The 18,915-nt window shown below is 69.7% G+C and carries 14 protein-coding genes; 4 read left to right on the forward strand and 10 right to left on the reverse strand.

Going from position 1 to position 18,915, the window contains the following annotated elements; all coding sequences use genetic code 11:
- Positions 1-83 precede the first annotated feature (83 nt).
- On the reverse strand, positions 84-848 hold the full coding sequence (locus EDD27_RS11040; RefSeq protein ID WP_127932321.1) for a FadR/GntR family transcriptional regulator: 765 nt from the start codon (positions 846-848) through the stop codon (positions 84-86).
- Between the two features lie 457 nt (positions 849-1,305).
- Here EDD27_RS11040 and EDD27_RS56420 point away from each other — a divergent pair, with 457 nt between their 5' ends.
- The 3 genes from EDD27_RS56420 (at position 1,306) to EDD27_RS11055 (ending at position 8,533) form a co-directional block, all read left to right on the forward strand.
- The gene (locus EDD27_RS56420) at positions 1,306-3,684 is read left to right on the forward strand and encodes an RICIN domain-containing protein (protein ID WP_241563969.1); all 2,379 of its coding nucleotides are present in this window, start codon (positions 1,306-1,308) and stop codon (positions 3,682-3,684) included.
- 149 nt (positions 3,685-3,833) lie between these two features.
- A complete protein-coding gene (locus tag EDD27_RS11050) occupies positions 3,834-6,659 on the forward strand; it encodes a lectin (RefSeq protein ID WP_127932322.1) in 2,826 nt (941 codons plus the stop codon).
- A 122-nt stretch (positions 6,660-6,781) separates the two neighbouring features.
- Complete coding sequence (locus tag EDD27_RS11055; RefSeq protein WP_206641352.1) at positions 6,782-8,533, forward strand: ThuA domain-containing protein; 1,752 nt, start codon at positions 6,782-6,784, stop codon at positions 8,531-8,533.
- Positions 8,534-8,677: 144 nt separating this feature from the next.
- Here EDD27_RS11055 and EDD27_RS11060 read toward each other — a convergent pair whose 3' ends face one another.
- The 9 genes from EDD27_RS11060 to EDD27_RS11100 all read right to left on the reverse strand — a co-directional run bounded on the left by EDD27_RS11060 (position 8,678) and on the right by EDD27_RS11100 (position 17,705).
- Entirely contained in the window at positions 8,678-9,637 is a 960-nt protein-coding gene (locus EDD27_RS11060) for an aminoglycoside phosphotransferase family protein (protein ID WP_127932323.1), read from the reverse strand.
- Between the two features lie 163 nt (positions 9,638-9,800).
- Complete coding sequence (locus EDD27_RS11065) at positions 9,801-11,132, reverse strand: alkaline phosphatase family protein (protein ID WP_127932324.1); 1,332 nt, start codon at positions 11,130-11,132, stop codon at positions 9,801-9,803.
- Positions 11,132-12,244 carry a metabolite traffic protein EboE gene (gene eboE, locus EDD27_RS11070; protein ID WP_127932325.1) on the reverse strand — a complete coding sequence of 371 codons (1,113 nt, stop codon included), beginning with the start codon at positions 12,242-12,244 and terminating at the stop codon, positions 11,132-11,134. The genes EDD27_RS11065 and eboE overlap by 1 nt, the downstream gene beginning before the upstream one ends.
- Before the next feature lie 2 nt (positions 12,245-12,246).
- Positions 12,247-13,092 (reverse strand): TatD family hydrolase, encoded by an 846-nt coding sequence (locus EDD27_RS11075; RefSeq protein WP_127932326.1) that lies wholly within the window; start codon positions 13,090-13,092, stop codon positions 12,247-12,249.
- Positions 13,093-13,599 (reverse strand): EboA domain-containing protein, encoded by a 507-nt coding sequence (locus tag EDD27_RS11080; protein WP_127932327.1) that lies wholly within the window; start codon positions 13,597-13,599, stop codon positions 13,093-13,095. It abuts the gene before it with no gap.
- Positions 13,544-14,410 (reverse strand): sugar phosphate isomerase/epimerase family protein, encoded by an 867-nt coding sequence (locus tag EDD27_RS11085; protein ID WP_127940621.1) that lies wholly within the window; start codon positions 14,408-14,410, stop codon positions 13,544-13,546. Before EDD27_RS11085 ends, EDD27_RS11080 begins: the two co-directional genes overlap by 56 nt.
- Positions 14,407-15,252, reverse strand: a complete 846-nt coding sequence (locus tag EDD27_RS11090; protein WP_127932328.1) for an SCO3242 family prenyltransferase — start codon at positions 15,250-15,252, stop codon at positions 14,407-14,409. Before EDD27_RS11090 ends, EDD27_RS11085 begins: the two co-directional genes overlap by 4 nt.
- On the reverse strand, positions 15,249-16,382 hold the full coding sequence (locus EDD27_RS11095; RefSeq protein ID WP_127932329.1) for an inositol-3-phosphate synthase: 1,134 nt from the start codon (positions 16,380-16,382) through the stop codon (positions 15,249-15,251). Before EDD27_RS11095 ends, EDD27_RS11090 begins: the two co-directional genes overlap by 4 nt.
- A 120-nt stretch (positions 16,383-16,502) precedes the next feature.
- Entirely contained in the window at positions 16,503-17,705 is a 1,203-nt protein-coding gene (locus EDD27_RS11100; RefSeq protein WP_241563970.1) for an ROK family protein, read from the reverse strand.
- Positions 17,706-17,819: 114 nt separating this feature from the next.
- Between EDD27_RS11100 and EDD27_RS11105 the strand changes: the two genes are divergently transcribed.
- A complete protein-coding gene (locus tag EDD27_RS11105) occupies positions 17,820-18,914 on the forward strand; it encodes a Gfo/Idh/MocA family protein (protein WP_127932331.1) in 1,095 nt (364 codons plus the stop codon).
- The last annotated feature ends 1 nt before the right edge of the window (position 18,915 follow it).

Consider the following 18,915-nt stretch of genomic DNA (forward strand, 5'->3'; position numbering starts at 1 on the left):
CCCGCCGGGTCGGGCTCGATGAAACGTTCATCCGCCCCCGGCTTCCCTGGTCACTCCCGTCGGTCCCCTATCGCCGAACCGCTTCAGGATGGCCTATCGCCGGCCGGATCAGGGGATGAGGAGAAGAGGCGCTGCTGAATCTCCCTGCGGTAATCGTCGAGGGTGTTGTCGATGTGCGTGGCGGCGGCCTGGGCGGCCGCTTCCGGGTCGCCCGCGCGGATGGCCCGGTAAATGGCGTCGTGCTCCTCGACGGCCTTGGCGGCGTGCCCGCCCACCGAGCCGCGCAGCCCGATGAGGCTCGACTGCGCCTGCAACCTGCGGGCCTCCCGCACCGCGACCTGGAGGAAGATGTTGTGCGAGGCCGTGGCGATGGCGGTGTGAAAGGTGTCGTCGCCCTCGTTGAACAGGTCCTCGCGTCCTGTCTCGAATCCGTGGCGGCACACGCCGGCCGCCTCCTCGATGGCCCTCAGCTCCGCAGGGGTGGCGCGGCGGGCGGCCAGCCGGCTGGTCTCCATTTCCTGCGCCCGGCGGAACTCGAACAGCATGTAGACGTGGTCGAGGTCGGTCGGGAGGAAGAAGGACGCCCAGCGCCCGGTGCCGAGCATCCCCTCGTCGTCGGCCACATACAGGCCGCGGCCCTTCTGGGCGCGCACGCGGCCGAGCGCGGAAAGTATCTTCACCGCCTCGCGTACCACGGTGCGGCTGGTGCCCAGCTGCTGGGCCAGCTCGTTCTCGGTCGGCATGCGGTCGCCCGGACGCAGGCCGAGCCGGACGATCAATTCCAGTACCTGCTCGGCGGCCACCTCGTAGCCCGGCCGGTATCCGCTCTCACGCGGGGTGTCGGTCACCGTGCTTCCTCCTCGCCACTCCCTGCAAGAGTATGACTGATCGAGGTCGCCCGCCCGGGCCAGACGCTGGTCCGATTAGTACGACACATCTGAACGGTTCATTCGAAGATGATCCGCGCAGGAATACGCGGTGGCAGGCATTTGCGCTGGTAAAGAAGCAAAGCGGCTAACCATGGCCGGCCCCTCGGTGTGAAGAGGATGAAATAGGCGGGCTTAAGGTCTTGACGAGCATCGTGACTCCGAACGTAATTAGATAGCGAGGCTCCGGGGGACGCGCTCCTTCCGGAACCTCCGCGACAGGATCACATGGGCGCACTGCGGAGGCGTTTCGCAGCCCTCCGCATCGTGCCCGGCCACGTCGACGTCCACAGCCTCGCTTCACCATTCGTGCCCTGGTGGTGTCATCGGTGAGGCGCGCCATTTTGGGACCACCCCCTACCCCCCAAAAGGAACCACCGTGCAAGCATCCTCACCCGTCACGGCGCTGAGATCGATCCTTACCGGCACCGTGGCCGCGGTGCTGGCCGCGGCGTTCGCCCTCGTCCCGGCCACCCCGGCCCTCGCGGCCACCACGACCCTGTATGCGTCACCCACCGGCACCGGCACCGCCTGCACCTCCGCCCAGCCGTGCTCGCTGTCCGCGGCGCAGACGGCGGTGCGTTCCCTGAACGGCGCCATGTCCGGGGACATCGTCGTCGAGCTGGCCGACGGGGTGTACCGGCTCTCCGCGCCGCTCCGGCTGTCCGCCGCCGATTCCGGGAACAACGGCTACACCGTCAAATGGCAGGCCGCGGCGGGCGCCCATCCTGTCATCAGCGGAGCCAGGGCGGTCACCGGATGGACCGTGGCCGACTCGGGGAAGAACATCTGGCGCGCCAACGTCGGCGCCGGGATCGACACCCGGCAGCTGTACGTCGACGGCGCGCTCGCCACCCGGGCGCGCACCGCCGTCAACCGCTCCGACTTCACCGCGAGCAGCACCGGGATGAGGTTCACCAGCGGCGCCCTGAGCTATCTGAACAACCTGGCCGGCCAGAGCCGGATCGAGATGGAGAGCGTCGGCTCCTTCACCGACCGGTACGCGCCGGTGCAGAGCATCAGCGGCAACCTCATCACGATGCAGCAGCCCGCCTGGAACAACAACAACTTCGGGTACGACACCTTCACCAGCCCGCACCGGGCGGGTCCGCTCTACCTGGCCAACGCCTACGAGTTCCTCGACTCCCCAGGTGAGTGGTACATCAACCCTTCCACCGGCCTGCTCTCCTACATCCCGCTCGCGGGGCAGAACATGAGCAACGTCAGCGTGGAGCTGCCGGTGCTCCAGTCGCTGGTGCACGTCGGGGGCACGTACGACGCGCCCGCGCACCACATCACGTTCAGCGGGATCACCTTCACCGGCACGAGCTGGCTCGGCCCCAGCGGCAACCAGGGCTACGTGGACCAGCAGACCGGCGCCTACATAGCCGGCAACTGGAGCTGGCCCGCCTTCACCTCCTGCCACCAGGGCTGCCGGCAGTTCGAGGCGACCCGGCCGAACTGGTACCAGATGCCCGCCGCCGTGCAGGTCTCCGCGGCGAACACCATCACCTTCACCGACTCGCGCTTCGTCAACCTGGGACAGACGGCCATCGGCATCGGCAACGACGCCAACGCGCACGCCAGCGGTGTCGGCCTGGGCGCCGGCGACATCACGGTCACCCGGTCCGAGATCGCCCGCAGCTCGGCCGGCGGCATCGTGGTCGGCGGCGTGCGCGCCGACGCGCACCACCCGAGTGACCAGCGGATGGTCAACCGGAACATCACCATCAGCGACAACCGCATCCACGACCTCGGCCTGGACCACCGGGGCGTCGTCTCGGTCCTGACCACCTACGTCACCAACACCAACGTGTCCCACAACGAGGTCTACAACATGCCGTACACCGGCATGTCGATCGGGTACGGCTGGGGCGCCAACGAGCCTGGCGGCAGCACCCACTACGCCAACCGCGGCCTGTACGACTTCCAGCCGCGCTACACCACGCCCACCACCGCGTCGAACAACCGGCTCATCGGCAACTACGTGCACGACGTCATGCAGCAGATGACCGACGGCGGCTGCATCTACACGCTGTCGTGGAACCCGGGCGCGGTGATCAGCGACAACCACTGCCTGCGCACCAACGGCTGGTTCGGCATCTACTTCGACGAGGGCTCCAGGTACTACACCGTCAGGAACAACGTGCTCTCGAACACCGGCACCTGGGCCACCGCGAACTACTGGTACGGCGAGAACATGGGCAACTTCACCGTCACCGGCAACTGGTCGACCAACGGCAGCACCAACGTGACCAACGGCGACCGCGGCAATGTGGTGAACAACAATGTCACCGTCACCAACGGCGCCTGGCCGGCGGGCGCCCAGGCCGTGATGGCGTCCGCCGGACCCCAGGGCCAGCCCTCAGGGAACACGGGTGCGTTCAAGGGTGTCGGGTCTGGCCGGTGCCTGGACGTCACCGGCGCCTCCCAGACCAACGGCGCGCAGGCGCAGATCTGGGACTGCAACGGGCAGGCCAACCAGCAGTGGACCTCCACCAGCGCCGGTGAGCTGCGGGTCTACGGCAACAAGTGCCTGGACGTGAACGCGGCGGGTACGGCGGACGGCACCGCGGTGATCATCTGGGACTGCAACGGCCAGAACAACCAGAAGTGGCGACTCAACTCTGACGGCACCATCACGGCGGTCGGCGCGAACAAGTGCCTGGACGTCAGCGGCGCCGGCACTGCCAACGGCACCAAGATGCAGATCTGGACCTGCCACGGCGGCACCAACCAGAAGTGGACCCGCGTCTGACGACGCGCCCTCGCGACCGGCCGCCGCAATCGGCGGCCGGATGAGGAACCAGAGGCGGCACTCCTCTGGGCACGAACCGGAACTCTGGCAACAGCGCGGTGGCGCGCGCCTTGCCCTGACTGGTCTTCATGTGTCAGGAGAGAACACCCATGTCCCGACGTCCGTTGCTCACGTTACTGACCACGATGGTGCTGATCACTCCCGGAGCTCTGGCGCTCAACGCCTCCCCGGCGAACGCCCTGGTCATCCCGCCGTCCGACTACCAGCAGGTGTCTCTCGCGTCGGGCGGAGCGGAGCTGGGCGAGGCGATGTCGCTGGCCGTGATGCCGAATCGGTCGGTGGTGCACACGGCGCGCGACGGCACGGTGCGCGTCACCGATGTCAACGGCAACACGAAGGTGGCCGGCAGGCTCAACGTCTACACTCACGACGAGGAGGGCCTGCAGGGTGTGGCGGTCGACCCGAACTTCGCGTCGAACCGGTACCTCTGGCTCTACTACTCGCCGCGGCTCAGCACGCCGAACGGTGATGCGCCAAGCACCGGCACGCAGGCCCAGTTTGACCAGTGGAAGGGCGAGCTGTACCTGTCCCGGTTCACCCTCAAGTCGGACGACACTCTCGACATGACCAGCGAGAAGGTGGTCCTGCGGGTCCAGAACGACCGCGGCCAGTGCTGTCACGTGGGCGGGGACATCGACTTCGACGCCGCCGGAAACCTGTATCTGACCACCGGGGACGACACCAACCCCTTCGAGTCGAGCGGCTACTCCCCGCTGGACGAGCGGACCAACCGCAACCCGCAGTTCGACGCCCAGCGCTCGTCCGCCAACACCAACGACCTGCGCGGCAAGCTCCTGCGCATCAAACCGCAGCCCGACGGCACCTACACGATTCCCAGCGGCAACATGTTCCCGCCGGGGACGGCGAAGACCCGGCCGGAAATCTACGCGATGGGCTTCCGCAACCCGTTCCGGATGAGCGTGGACAAGGCGACCGGCATCGTCTACCTCGGCGACTACGGGCCGGACGCGGGTGTGACCAACCCCAACCGCGGGCCGAGCGGGCAGGTGGAGTTCGATCGCATCACCGCTCCCGGCAACTACGGCTGGCCGTACTGCACGGGCACGAACACCACCAGCGAGACCTACAACGAATGGAACTTCGCCACCAACAGCACCGGTCCGAAGTACAACTGCGCGGGTGGCCCCACCAACAACTCCTTCCGCAACACCGGCCTCGCCACGCTGCCTCCGGCGAAGCCGGCGTGGATCAGGTACGCGGGGGACGCCGGATCTCCGCCGGAGTTCGGCTCCGGGTCGGAGTCGCCGATGGGTGGTCCGGTCTACCGCTACGACCCGGACCTGAACTCGGCCGTCAAGTTCCCCCAGGCGCTCGACGGGCGGTATTTCGCCGGTGAGTACGGCCGGCGCTGGATCAAGGCGATCGAGGTCAAGTCGGACGGCGCCTACGGGGAGATCTCGGCGTTCCCCTGGTCAGGGACGCAGGTGATGGACATGGCCTTCGGTCCTGACGGTGCCCTGTACGTCCTCGACTACGGCACCGGGAACAACAACCAGGCGCTGTATCGCATCGAGCACATCGGCAGCGCCAACCGCAATCCGATCGCCAAGGCGTCCGCCGACAAGACCTCGGGGCCGGCCCCGCTGACGGTGAACTTCTCCTCGGCGGGCAGCTCCGATCCGGAGGGTGGCGCGCTGACCTACTCGTGGAACTTCGGCGACGGCACCACCTCCACGGCGGCGAATCCGAGCAAGACCTACACCACGAACGGCGCCTACACGGCGACGCTGACGGTCCGGGACCCGCAGGGTCTCACCGGCACGGCGAACGTGATCGTGAACGTCGGCAACACCGCGCCGACAGTCAGCCTCACCACCCCTGCCGACGGGCAACTGTTCTCCTTCGGTGACACCGTGCCCTTCCAGGTCGCCGTCAGCGACCCGGAGGACGGCACGATCGACTGCACCGGGGTCACCGTCGCCTACTTCCTCGGCCACGACAGCCACCGCCACAAGATCACCTCCACGACCGGCTGCTCGGGCTCCATCTCGGTGCCGGTCGACGGTGAGCACGACGCCGGGGCCAACATCTACGGCGTCTTCGAGGCCTCCTACACCGACAAGGGCGGTCTGACCTCCACCAGCGCCCGTACGCTCCAGCTGCGGCACCGGCAGGCCGAGCACTTCGGCGCCCAGCAGGGCATCCAGACGACCGACCACGCCACCGCGGAAGGCGGCAAGACGGTCGGCTTCACCGACGACGGCGACTGGATCTCCTTCCAGCCGTACAACCTGGGCAACGCGACGAGGATCACCGCTCGGGTGTCCTCGGCCGGCGCGGGCGGCCGGATCGAGGTGCGGGCCGGCTCGGCGACAGGCACACTGCTGGGGACGGTGAACGTCGCGAGCACCGGCAGCTGGGACACCTTCACCGACGTCTCGGCGAACCTCAGCGGCGCGCCGGCCGGCACGACGACGCTGTACCTGGTCTTCCGCGGCCCGACCGGACAGGGCTACCTGTTCGACGTGGACGCCTTCACCCTCGACACCGGCACATCGCCCTCCCCGTCGACGAGTGCGCTGCGGGGTGTGGGGTCAGGGCGGTGCCTGGACGTCAGCGGCGCCTCGCAGGCCAACGGCGCGCAGGTGCAGATCTGGGACTGCAACGGGCAAGCCAACCAGCAGTGGACCTCCACCAGCGCCGGTGAGCTGCGGGTCTACGGCGGCAAGTGCCTGGACGTGAACGGGGGAGGGACGGCGGACGGCACCGCGGTGATCATCTGGGACTGCAACGGGCAGAACAACCAGAAGTGGCGACTCAACGCCGACGGCACCGTCACCGCAGTCGGGGCCGACAAGTGCCTGGACGTCAGCGGCGCCGGCACCGCCAACGGCACCAAGGTGCACATCTGGACCTGCACCGGAGGAACCAACCAGCGCTGGACCCGCGTCTGAGGCCACCCGTCACACCGCCCGGCCTCAACCGCACCGCGATCACCCATTGACGCGACGCCCGGCAGCGGCCCACCTTCAGCGCCGAGAAGGGGCCGCGCCGGCCCCGCGACGAAAGGACACCCATGCTGCGACATCTGACCCCCGCCGCGTTCGGGCGCATCGCGGGGAGCAACCGAAAGACATCTGTGCGGCGACGCCTGTCGGTGACCATGGTGGCGATCATCGCCGCCGCCGGGACGGTGATCCCCGCCATCCCCGCCCAGGCCGCCGCCTTCAAAGTGCTGGTGTTCTCCAAGACGGCCGGGTTCCGGCACGACTCGATCCCCAGCGGGATCCAGGCCATCCGCGACCTGGGGGCCGCCAACGACTTCGCCGTCGACGCCACCGAGGACTCGAACGCCTTCAGCACGGCCAACCTGGCCCAGTACAAGGCGGTGGTGTTCCTCAACACCACCGGTGATGTGCTGAACGACAACCAGCAGGCCGCCTTCCAGACGTATGTGGACGGCGGGGGCGGTTACGTGGGGGTGCATTCGGCTGCGGACACCGAGCACAGCTGGCCGTACTACGGGCAACTGGTGGGGGCCTGGTTCAACAACCACCCGGCGATCCAGCAGGCCACCGTACGGAACGAGGACCGGGCGCACGCCGCGACCGCTCACCTGGGGGCGACCTGGTCGCGTACCGACGAGTGGTACAACTACCGCTCCAACCCCCGCTCGAACGTCCGGGTGCTGCAGAACCTGGACGAGAGCAGCTACAGCGGCGGCGGCATGGGCGATCATCCGATCACCTGGTGCCACCCCCAGTCCTCCGGCCGCGCGTTCTACACCGGCCTGGGGCACACCCGGGAGTCGTACGCCGACCCCCTCTTCCGCACGTTGCTGCTCGGCGGAATCCGGTACGCGGCCAAGGCCACCAACGCCGACTGCCGCCCGGAGACCGGGTACACGACGTTGTACAACGGGTCGACGACGGGCTGGTCGCAGGCAGGGCCGGGGGCGTTCGCCAACAGTGATGCCACGCTGACCTCCCAGGGCGGCATGGGCATGCTGTGGTACAACGCCAAGGAGTTCCGCTCCTACTCCCTCAAGCTCGACTGGAAGATGACCGGCGACTCCAACTCCGGCGTGATCGTCGGGTTCCCGGCCACCAGTGACCCCAACGCGGCGCTCAACACCGGATACGAGGTGCAGATCGACGCGACCGACACTACGGACAAGACGACCGGGGCGATCTACGGGTTCAAGGCCGCCGACATCGCCGCCCGCGACGCGGCGCTGAACCCGCCAGGGCAGTGGAACACCTATGAGCTGCTGGTGGAGGGTGAGCGGCTGCAGGTGTTCCTCAACGGCACGAAGATCAACGATTTCACCAACACCGATCCGGTCCGCTCGCTCCAGCAGGGCTACATCGGCATCCAGAACCACGGGCCCGGCGACGTGGTGTCCTTCCGCAACATCCGTATCAAGGAACTGACCAGCACACCGGGCAGTACGAGTGCGCTGCGGGGTGTGGGGTCGAACCGGTGTCTGGACGTCAACGGCGCCTCGCAGGCCAACGGCGCGCAGGCGCAGATCTGGGACTGCAACGGGCAGGCCAACCAGCAGTGGACCTCCACCAGCGCCGGTGAGCTGCGGGTCTACGGCAACAAGTGCCTGGACGTGAACGGGGCCGGGACGGCGGACGGCACCAGCGTGATCATCTGGGACTGCAACGGCCAGAACAACCAGAAGTGGCGACTCAACGCCGACGGCACCATCACCGCCGTCGGGGCCAACAAGTGCCTGGACGTCAGCGGCACCGCCAACGGCACCAAGGCACGCATCTGGACCTGCACCGGAGGAACCAACCAGCGCTGGACCCGCGTCTGAGACCATCCGTCCACACCCCGGGAGTGGCCAGGGACTTCAGTGCTCGAACCCGACGATCATGGAGCAAGCATTCGGGTTCGCCGGCTCTGCCCAGGCCGCTCCCGTGTCCGTCCAGGGCGGGCAGCGATCAACGAGTGGCCGTAGTCACGAGATCTGGGTGCTGAACACGGTGTTGCGGCGCAGCTGTCCGGCGCACCATCGGAAGTGCCCATCGCTGTCGTCCATGCCGAACAGATCGTATGTGGTGAGGGCGTAGACGGCCTGGTAGGTGGTGAGGGCAGCGGGCGCGTAGCCGAGTTCTTGTGCGAAGAACCGGGTGAGTTCCGCGGTGTGCTCCTCGGCGTACGGGCCGTACATGTCCCAGACGGCTGCGGTGACGGCCGCCTCGAAGGCCGGGTCGCCTGCGGTCGTGTAGAAGCCGAAGTCGAGGACGGCGACGGGTCGGCCGGCGGCGTCGGTGTGGATGTTGGGCGGGACGAGGTCGCCGTGGATCGCTGTGACCGGAGCATCGGGAAGCGATCGCAGGGCGTTCAGCGTGCGTTCGACCCCCGCGCTGAAGTCCGGCACATGCACGGCCAGCGCAGCGCCGTGCCGGTCCGCGGCTCGAACGACCAGGGCCGCGAGCGCGTCCTGGAAGCGGTCGTGTCCCTCCCACAGCGGGCGGTCGTCGCCCTGGACGGTCAGCCGGCGCATGGCGTCCGTACCTGGCACCGAGGCGAGGCCACGCAGGACGGCAAGCAGCGCGTTCCTGTGATGAACGGGCAGCGTGCGCTCGTAGTCCTCGTGCGCGGAGTCACCCCGCATCGGGACGCCCGGCAGCTCGCGCTCGTACGTCACCACGACACCCTCGTGCTCGTGGACCTGGAAGATCTCCGGGGTGGCGAATGGCAGCCGGTGTTGTGCGATGTCCGCGTACACCTGGCGGGTGAGCTCGGTCGGCGGCCGACCGGTCCACACCTTGGCGACCTGGCCGTCGCCCAGCCTGTAGACGACGCCCTCGACACCGGCGCCGATACGGCGGGCCCCTGGATGTCCGCGGTCCGCGAAGTATCCGGGCCACGGATCGGCGACGTGGGCCGCCTCGGCCTTCAGCGAGATCTCCATATGCACATTGGATCAGCAGCTGTACCGGCCCAGCCAGTCATTTCCGAGCAGCGCCACGTCGCGCCGTCACCACCTGACCGGCGAGGATCACCGTCACCGGCCGCAGACGGCAACCCGCTCTCGGGCCACCCGGCCGGCCGCCTGTCGCAGTGCCGGTGCCCGGTCAGCGGCTTCTCCTGGCCAGGCCGGCCAGGAGTCCCTTGACCTCGGTCGCCTCGTAGGAGTCACGGTCGAAGGGACCGATGATCAGCGGGCCGTCGTCGGGGAGATCGGGCAGCCGGCCATGGCTGCCCCGCACTGGCGCCGGGTCGAGCGGGACCACCCGCATCGTGTAGCGGAAGCCCATCTTCTTCCTGACGAGCGCCGCCGCGGCACGGAGCTTGACGAACGGATCACTCGGGTCCATGAAGAGCTCGGCCGGGTCGTAGCCGGGTTTGCGGTGGATGTCCACGAGCCTGGCGAAATCCGGGGCGCGGTCGTCGGAGAGCCAGTAATAGTAGGTGAACCAGGCGTCCGGCTCCGCCACCGCGACGAGCTCACCGGCCCGTTCGTGGTCGAGCCCGTACTTCGCCTTGCCTGCCTGGTCGAGCACCTCGTCCACGCCGGTCAGCTCGGTGACGACGGCGCGGGTGCGGGCCAGGTCGGCGGGGTCGCGCACGTACACGTGGGCCACCTGATGGTCGGCGACGGCGAAGGCCCGGGACGCCCACGGGTCGAGGTACTCCATCCCCGCCTGGGTGTAGACCTCCAGGAGACCCGCGGTGCGCAGCGCCCGGTTGATGTCCACCGGGCGGGACGCCGGGGTGATGCCGTATTCCGAGAGCACGACCACCTGGGCGTCCTCGGCGAGGAGGGGAGCCAGTGCGGCGTCGACGGCGCGGGCCGCGGTGATCGCCTCGGGAGCAGCAGGGCCGTACCGCTGCAGGTCGTAGTCGAGATGGGGCACGTAGACCAGGAGCAGATCCGGCCGTTGGCGGGTCAGGATGCGGCGAGCCGCGGAGATGATCCATTCGGAGGAGGCGATCCCCGCGTTGGGGCCCCAATAGGTGAACAGGGGGAAGGGGCCCAGCGCGGCCTCAAGATCGTCGTGGAGTGAGGGCGGGCGGGTGTAGCAGTCGGGCGACTTGCGGCCGTCGGCGTGGTAGACGGGGCGCGGGGTGACGAGCAGGTCGGTCGGCGCGCCCATCGCATACCACCAGCACACGTTGGCCGTGCGCAGGCCGGGCACGGCGGTCCACAGCTGATCGCCCTGGATGAGCGCGTTGTGCTGGCGCCACAGCAGCACCTCTCCAAGATCCCGGAAGTACCAGCCGTTGCCGACGATGCCGTGGTCGCGGGGCAGTGAACCGGTCAGCAGGGTGGCCTGCATCGAGCAGGTGACGGCCGGGAGCACGGGCCGCAGCGCGGCCGCGGCGCCCGCTTTCGCCACGTTCGGCATGTGCGCGAGCAGGCGCGGGGTGAGCCCGACGACATTGATCACGACCAGCGGCGCCATCACGTCTCCTTCAGCCCGAGGGCGGCGAGCCGTCCCCGCATCCAGTCGAGCTCGGCGGCGATGCCTTCGGCGATGTCGGCAGGCGCGCTGGGAAGCACGTTCCACGTGTAGGTCTCCACCTCGACGTGCCTGGTCAGCGGACGGTCTCCGCCGAGGAGCGCGTCCAGCAGGCCACACAGGTAGGGGGCGCTGGTGGCGAGCGGAGGGGGCGGCGTGTCGTGCAGCGGAACGTGGAAGTGCACGCGCCAGCTCTCGTCCGCGGGCAGGCCACCGGCCAGGGCTTCGCCCAGGTCGTCGGCGTATCCGGTGGCGGAGCGCGTCTGATGGAGGAACCGGGCCTCGTCGAACGCCGCGAGCGCCCGGTGTGCCCCCGGCGGGGCCTCCAAGGCGCACGACGCCTGGAGCTTCACGATCGGCAGCCCGCTGCCGGCGCCCGCGCCGGGTTCCTCGAATCCCACGGCCATGTGGCAGGCGTCCAGGCAGAGGCCGAGGTAGTCCCGATCCACGTCGCTCAGCAGGGCGGTCGCCTGGGGCGTCGTCTCGATGATGCAGCCGGGCTCCGGCTCGAAGCCCAGGCGGATCACCTTGCCGGTACGGCCGGCCAACGCGCGCAGGCCCTGGGCGACCGCGTCGACATTGGCCATGACCGCTGCCGCTTTGTCGTTCGTCCACCCGGTCCGCCAGGCGAGGGGGAGTGTCGAGATCGTTCCCTCGGTGACGTCGTCCGGCAGCAGCGCGGCGAGGATCTCGGCGAGCCCGAGCGTGTAGCGCAGCCGCTCCGCGTCAGCCCAGTCAGGGCTGTAGACGCGGTACTTCACGATCTCGTCGTGGAAGCCGCGGTAGGGGAATCCGTTGAGAGTCACGACCTCAAGTCCGAGCGCGCTCAGCCGCTCGCGGAGCCCGGCGAGCTCCTCGGGCCGGGCGAGCAGGTCCGCGGCGGCGTGCTGGGACAGCCACAGGCCGAGCCCGAGCCGCTCGGCACCGAGCAGTCGTCTCACCCGCGCGGCGACGCCGGACAGCTGAGCGTGGATGCCGGGGAGATCCTCGGCGGGGTGGACGTTGGTGCAGTAGGACAGGTGCACCGTCGAGCCGTCGGGATGGCGCAGCCTCATGGTCAGCCTCGCTTGATCGTGTTGCCGGCGTAGTCGGGGCCGGCTTCTGAGCCGGTCTCGAGGTCGAGCCGGCCGCTCTGCCCGTAGAAGGCGACCGGATTGCGCCACAGCACCTGATCCACGTCGTCGTCGCCGAAGCCGGCCGCGAGCATGACGTCGGCGACCTCGCGCGTCTTCAGCGGGTCGCTTCGTCCCCAGTCGGCGGCGGAGTTCACCAGCATCCTGTCGGTGCCGTACTCCTTGAGCACGGCCACCATCCGGTCCGGGTCCATCTTGGTGTCGGGGTAGATCGAGAACCCCATCCAGCATCCCGAGTCCGCGACCATGCCGACGGTCATCTCGTTGAGGTGGTCGATGAGCACCCGCTCGGGGGGCGTCCCGGCGGCCCGGACCACGTCGAGCGTGCGGCGGGTGCCGGTGACCTTGTCCCGATGCGGCGTGTGCACCAGTACGGGCAGATCATTCTCCCGCGCCAGGGCGAGCTGGGCCTCGAAGGCCCGTTCCTCCTCGGCCGTCATCGAGTCGTAGCCGACCTCGCCGACCGCGACGACGGAGTCCTTCAGCAGGTATCGCGGCAACTCGGCCAGCACCCCCGTGCACCGCGGATCGTTCGCCTCTTTCGGGTTGAGCGCGAGCGCGCAGTGGTGGCGGATGCCGTACTGCGCGGCGCGGTACGGCTCCCAGCCGAGCAGCGCGTCGAAGTAGTCGAGGAAGCTCCCCACGTTGGTACGGGGCTGCCCCAGCCAGAAGGCGGGCTCGACGACGGCGCGGACCCCCGCGGCGTGCATGCGCTGGTAGTCGTCGGTGGTCCGGGAGGTCATGTGGATGTGGGGGTCGAAGATGCGCATTCAGATCCTCTCCAGGACGTCGCGCGGGACGGGCCGGCCGGCCGCCCGCAGCTCCGCCGCGTAGTCCGACAACATCCGGGCCAGCTCCGCGTCGAACCGGCGGTCCAGTTCGGCCACCGCCACCAGCGGGATCGACATGAAGACGCACTTGAGCACCCCTTGCCGGAAGGAGTGGTCGTCCAGCCACGCCGAGCCGTACGGGCCGAGGGCCGCGGCGACCAGCCGCGCGTCATTGGTGCGCAGCGCGTCCTCCACCAGCCCGACCGCCGTGCCGCCCAGATCGAGCTCATGCAGGGCGGTCAGGATCGCCAGCCGCTCGCCGCTGTCGCCGGCCTCGTACAGGCTGTGGATCACCGCGTGGTGGCCGTGCAGCGCGCCGAGCAGCGCGCGCCGGGCACCTGGGCCGCCCCGCCGTTCGGCCTGCGGGAAGAGCCGGTGGATCGCGTGCGGGTCAGCCTTGACCTGCCGGACGGCCTGTGCCAGCCACTCCTGTGCCGGCTCCTTCATGTGCCCTCCTCAAGAAGTCGATCGATCGGCGGGCGACCAGCGGGGCCGCATGGCTGTGCCGGGCCAGCTCCACGGCCACCAGACCGGAGTAGCCGTCCAAAGCGGCGAGCACCGGCACGAAGTCGATCTCACCCTCGCCGAACTCCAGGTGCTCGTGGACACCCCGGCACATGTCCTCGATCTGCACGTGCACGGTGTACGGCAGGGCCCGGCGGACACAGGTGTCCAGGGCCTCCCGCTCCACGCAGTGGCAGTGCCCGATGTCGAGGGTGAGACCGAACCGGGGATGGGCGTCGAGCATCGCACGCAGCCGCTCGAAGCCGTCCAGGTCGGCGACGAGCATCCCGGGTTCGGGCTCGAATCCCAGCGTGACGCCCACCCGGTCGGCCTCGTCGAGGAGCCGCGCGCACTGGCAGGCCAGCCGCGTGTACGCCTCCCCCTCCTGCATGCCGTCGGGCCGGACCCCGCTCCACAGATGCACCACGGGAGCGCCCAGGTCGGCGGCGACCCGCATCGCCGTGGTCAGGAACTCCACTCTGCGCTCGGCGTCGTCGCTGATGAGAGTCGGATGGTGTTTGCGCAGGGGATCGAGGGTGTAACGCCCGCCCGTCTCGACGACGGCATCCAGGCCGAGGCGTTCGAGGAGCCCGGCGATTCGCGACACCTCCGCGGCCAGGCCGGGGGAGTAGGGGTCGAGATGACCGTGGTCGAGCGTGATCGCCGCACCGGCGTACCCCAGATCGGCCAGCACCGCGAGCGCCTCGGGGAGCCGGTGGTCGGCGAAGCCGTTGGTGCAGTAGGCCCACTTCACGATGTCGCCAGCCGGGACGAGAGCCACCTGGCCATGGGCAGCGAGCACAGCAGTGCGCCCGCCGTCGCGAACCGCCCGCCACCCGCGACCGCCGCCGCCTGGAGCGGGATCAGGCCGAGGATGCTCAGGCGAACGGCCTGCCGCACGTTCTCGGGGTCGGGACGGGCCCGTAACCCGGCCTGGACCGGGAGGGTGGAGGCGAGATAGCCGGCGATGAGGACGCCCGCGCCGGCCCGGGCGGCGGCTCCGTTGCGCAGGCAGGAGGCGGCCGCGAGTCCGGCTGCCGCGGTGCTGGCCACGAGCGCGCGCTCGGCGGTCCCGGGTGCCGCCCCTGTCACCTCGGCTCTGCCCAGGACGCTGATCCCGTAGGTGTGCGCGCCTATCGCCAGGGCCGCCGGCACGGCGGCTCTGGCCTGCTCGCCGGCGCCGAGGAGCACGTCCAGCACGCGGCAGGCCGCCATCGACGCCGGTCCCGCCGCCGTCCGTTTGAGGCCCAGGTCATAGGCCCACACCGCGCCGGCCAGCAAGCCGGCGACGGTGAGACCGCGACGGCCGCCGGCGACGGCGGCGGTGGCCAGGCCCGCGCCGGTCAGGGCGGCCGCGAGCCCGAGCGCGGCACCCGGGCGTACCCGGCCTGACGGGATCGGGCGTTCAGGACGCTCGATGGCGTCGGCCTCACGGTCTGCCCAGTCGTTGAGCGCCATTCCCGACCAGTACATGAGCACCGACGCCAGGGCCAGGCCGGGTGCCGGACGCCGCCCCGCGGCGGCGGCCCCCGCCATGGTGTCCCCGGGCACCGACAGTGCGGCCGGTGCGCGCACCAGCTCGAGCAACGCCCTCATGACAGCTCCTCGGCGAAGGCGCGCAGCCGGGCGTACTGGGCGGCCAGCGCGTGCTCGTCCGTCCCCAGCGGGCTCTTGAAGAAGTAGCCGAGCTCGGGCAGGACGCCACGCCGCCCCTTCTCGTGCGCACGAGCGACCAGCCTCGCCAGATCCAGGACGAGCGGGGCGGCCAGCGCCGAATCGCAGCCCTGCCAGGTGAACTGCATGGCCATCCGCACGCCGAGAAACCCCTCGAAAGTCACGTGGTCCCAGGCGGTCTTCCACTCTCCGAGATCCGGGACGTAGTCGATGTGCGTCTGCCCGTCGACGGGTCCTCCCAAGACCTTGGCGACGACCTGGTCCTTGGAAAGCTGCTTGCTGGACCTGGCGGCCGGATCGGCGAGTGTCGCCCCGTCGCCGCCGCCGAGCAGGTTGAGCCCGGACCAGGAGCGAACCCGCAGTGCCCGGTCGGCGAACATGGGCGCCAGGGCGCTCTTGACCAGGGTCTCGCCGGTCTTGCCGTCGCGTCCCGCGTACGGCACGCCTTGCTGGGCGGCGAGTTCCGTCAGGGCGGGCAGGGTCGGCCCGGTGGAGGGGGTGAACTCCACATAGCCGCACCCGGCGTGGAAAGCCGCATAGGCGTACAGCGAACTCGGCGGCAGGACGTCGTCCCCCGCGGCGAGGCGCTCCTCAAGGTCGGCCAGCCTCTCGAACTCCGGGCGCGAATCGACCGGGGGCTCGGTCGACGACACGTTGACGACGACCACGCGGGCCGGCCCATGCCGGGCGCGAAAGCCGGCGATGTCGTCGATCAGCCGGGCCGCGGCCCGGCCGCCGTCGCCGGGGACGTAACCCGGCCGGATCTCGGCGTCGGCGGCGTCCAGATCGGACGCGAGCAGCGCCGGGAGGTCCGGTGGTATCACCCCTGCTCTGCCAAGCTGTTCGGCGCGCTTGCGTAAGGAGGTCTCGGTGATGTCGTGGCCGCCGAAGAACAGGTCGGTCAGCGGAACCAGGTGCCCGGGAAAGCCGGGGGACTCGCTCACGCATCCCTGCGGGGACGCCGCTCCCGCCCTGATGGCCGCGGCGCCCACGATGGCGGTGGTCGCCACGGATCCCCGTGCCCCGATAAGCCACACACCGAGCTTGTCCATGAAAGCTCCATCGTGTCGGGACTACCCCCGCATGCGGAAGGCATCCGGTATGTAAGTATCCGCGATGTTAAGAGCTACTTTTGTCGATGGTCAAGCATAAGAGAGCCAACAGCTGTCTTATCACCCGCCGCTTACGGCCATGACCGCCTGGTCCACCGCCTCGGGTGCCAGCACATGCTCGAGCACCATCACCGCCGCACCGGTGATGCCCGCGCGGTCGCCGAGCTCGCTCGCCAGGATGCCGAGGTGCTGCGTGGCCAGCGGCAGAGACCTGCTGTAGACCACCTCACGGACGCCCGCGAGCAGGTGTTCGCCCGCCTCCGCGATGTCGCCGCCGATGACGACGAGCGAGGGGTTGAAGAAGCTGACGACCGAGGCCAGGACCGTGCCGATCTCCCGGCCGGCCTGCCGGACCGCCTGGATCGCGGGGACGTTGCCCGCCCGCACCCGCTCGACGACGTCGCGGCTGACGGAGGTGTCCTCGCCCGCCGCGCGCAGGCGGGCGGCCAGCGCGCCACCGCCGGCCACGGCCTCCAGGCACCCGGTATTGCCGCAACGGCAGACGACGTCCTCGAACGACGGGACCCGGATGTGGCCGATGTCGCCGGCCGCTCCCTGGGCGCCGCGATGCAGGCGGCCCTCGCTGATGATCCCGCAGCCCACACCGGTGCCGATCTTGACGAAGATCATGTGCTTGACCTGCGATCTGACCGCCCAGTACTCGCCGAGCGCCATGATGTTCACGTCGTTGTCGACCAGCACCGGGGCGCCAAGTCGCGCGCTCAGCCACTCGGGCACCGCGAAGCGGTCCCACCCGGGCATGATCGGCGGGTTGACCGGCTTGCCGGTGTCGTGCTCCACCGGGCCGGGCAGGCCGACGCCGATGCCGCACACGTCGGCGATGCCGCGCCCGCACTCGCCGAGCAATTCGTGGAAGCTCTCGACGAGCCAGGTCAGCACGGGCACCGGACCCCGGTCGATGGGCATCTCGGCGCTGCGCTCGGCGAGCACGGTGGTCGCGAGGTCGGTGACGGCGAGCCGGGCGTGCGTCACGCCGAGATCCGCTGCCAGCACGACCCGTGCGCTCTGGTTGAAGGCGAATGTCGTCGCAGGACGCCCGCCGGAGTGCATCGCATCGTCGGTCGGTGCCACCAGGCGCTGATTGAGCAGGGCGTCAAGCCGGAGCGACAGCGTCGAACGGGCCCATCCGGTGAGCTGGACCAGCTCGGCGCGGGTGCGGGGCCGCCCGTCGCGCAGGATCGAGAGCAGGACCCCTGCGCCGGTGGCCGAGCCACCTGTGTCGACCAACGTGCTCTCAGTCAACACCCGCTCCGTTCGTCAGGACCGACATCTTTCGCGATCACCCTCCGATTATGCCGTATTGGTGCCCCACTTTTGCTTGACCGTCGTCATAAGACGCCTTTAGCATCCCGCAACATGAGGGATATAAGCCCGAAACCCCCCGATGGCCCGAGGATTGGCATCATCGGGACGGGTTTCATGGGGCGGGTGCATGCCCGCGCCGCGCGGCTCGCCGGTGCCACCATCGCAGGGGTGGCCGGATCGCGGCCCGAGAAGGCGCGGCAGGCCGGCCTCGGCCCGGCGAAGGTCTTCTCCTCCGCCGACGAGCTCATCGAGTCCGGCGAGATCGATCTGGTGCACATCTGCACCCCCAACCACCTCCACGCCCCACTCGCCCTCAAGGCCCTGTCCGCCGGACTGGCCGTGATCTGCGAGAAGCCGCTTGCCATGGACGCGGCGACCGCCACGCTGATGGCGGGGCGGGCGGCCGAAGCGGGCCTGGTCGCGACGGTGCCGTTCGTGTACCGCTTCCACGCCATGGTCAGGGAGGCCCGTCAGCGGATCGCCCGCGGCGACGTCGGCCGGGTCAGCCTCATTCAAGGGAGCTACCTGCAGGACTGGCTGCTCCGCCCGGACGACGACAACTGGCGCGTCGACCCGGAGCTGGGCGGGCCGAGCCGGACGTTCGCCGACATCGGCTCCCACTGGTGCGACCTGGCGGAGTTCGTCACCGCCGACCGCATCGTCAGCGTCTGCGCGCAGACCGCCGTCGTCCAGCCGGCGCGCGCGAACACCTCCGCCGTGGTGACGGAGGACGTGGCCACCGTCCAGTTCCGCACCGCCTCCGGGGCCATCGGCGCGCTCGTCACGAGCCAGGTCTCCCCAGGCCGGAAGAACCGGCTGCTCCTGGAGATCTCCGGCACGGAGGCCAGCCTCGCCTTCGACCAGGAGCAGCCGGAACTGCTGTGGCTTGGACACCGCACCGGGTCACGGGCCCTCATGCGCGACCCGGAAATCCTCTCCGAGGCGGCCTTGCCCTACTCACCGCTGCCGGCCGGGCACGCCCAGGGGTACCACGACTGCTTCGACGCCTTCGTCGCCGACACCTACGCCGCACTCCGCGGCGAGCGGCGTGAGGGGCTGCCGGTGTTCGAGGACGGCGCCCGGGCCGCCGCGATCTGCGAGGCCGTCCTCGCCTCGGCGCGGACGGGGAGGTGGACCGAGTGCTGAG

The sequence above is a fragment of the Nonomuraea polychroma genome, assembly GCF_004011505.1.
Taxonomy (GTDB): domain Bacteria; phylum Actinomycetota; class Actinomycetes; order Streptosporangiales; family Streptosporangiaceae; genus Nonomuraea; species Nonomuraea polychroma.

Coding starts and splice junctions, on each gene's coding strand:
- EDD27_RS11095 (WP_127932329.1), bottom strand. CDS start 16,382: ATGGACAAGCTCGGTGTGTGGCTTATCGGGGCACGGGGATCCGTGGCG.
- EDD27_RS11090 (WP_127932328.1), bottom strand. CDS start 15,252: ATGAGGGCGTTGCTCGAGCTGGTGCGCGCACCGGCCGCACTGTCGGTG.
- EDD27_RS11105 (WP_127932331.1), top strand. CDS start 17,820: ATGAGGGATATAAGCCCGAAACCCCCCGATGGCCCGAGGATTGGCATC.
- EDD27_RS11060 (WP_127932323.1), bottom strand. CDS start 9,637: ATGGAGATCTCGCTGAAGGCCGAGGCGGCCCACGTCGCCGATCCGTGG.
- EDD27_RS11080 (WP_127932327.1), bottom strand. CDS start 13,599: ATGAAGGAGCCGGCACAGGAGTGGCTGGCACAGGCCGTCCGGCAGGTC.
- EDD27_RS11065 (WP_127932324.1), bottom strand. CDS start 11,132: ATGGCGCCGCTGGTCGTGATCAATGTCGTCGGGCTCACCCCGCGCCTG.
- EDD27_RS11055 (WP_206641352.1), top strand. CDS start 6,782: ATGCTGCGACATCTGACCCCCGCCGCGTTCGGGCGCATCGCGGGGAGC.
- eboE (WP_127932325.1), bottom strand. CDS start 12,244: ATGAGGCTGCGCCATCCCGACGGCTCGACGGTGCACCTGTCCTACTGC.
- EDD27_RS11050 (WP_127932322.1), top strand. CDS start 3,834: ATGTCCCGACGTCCGTTGCTCACGTTACTGACCACGATGGTGCTGATC.
- EDD27_RS11075 (WP_127932326.1), bottom strand. CDS start 13,092: ATGCGCATCTTCGACCCCCACATCCACATGACCTCCCGGACCACCGAC.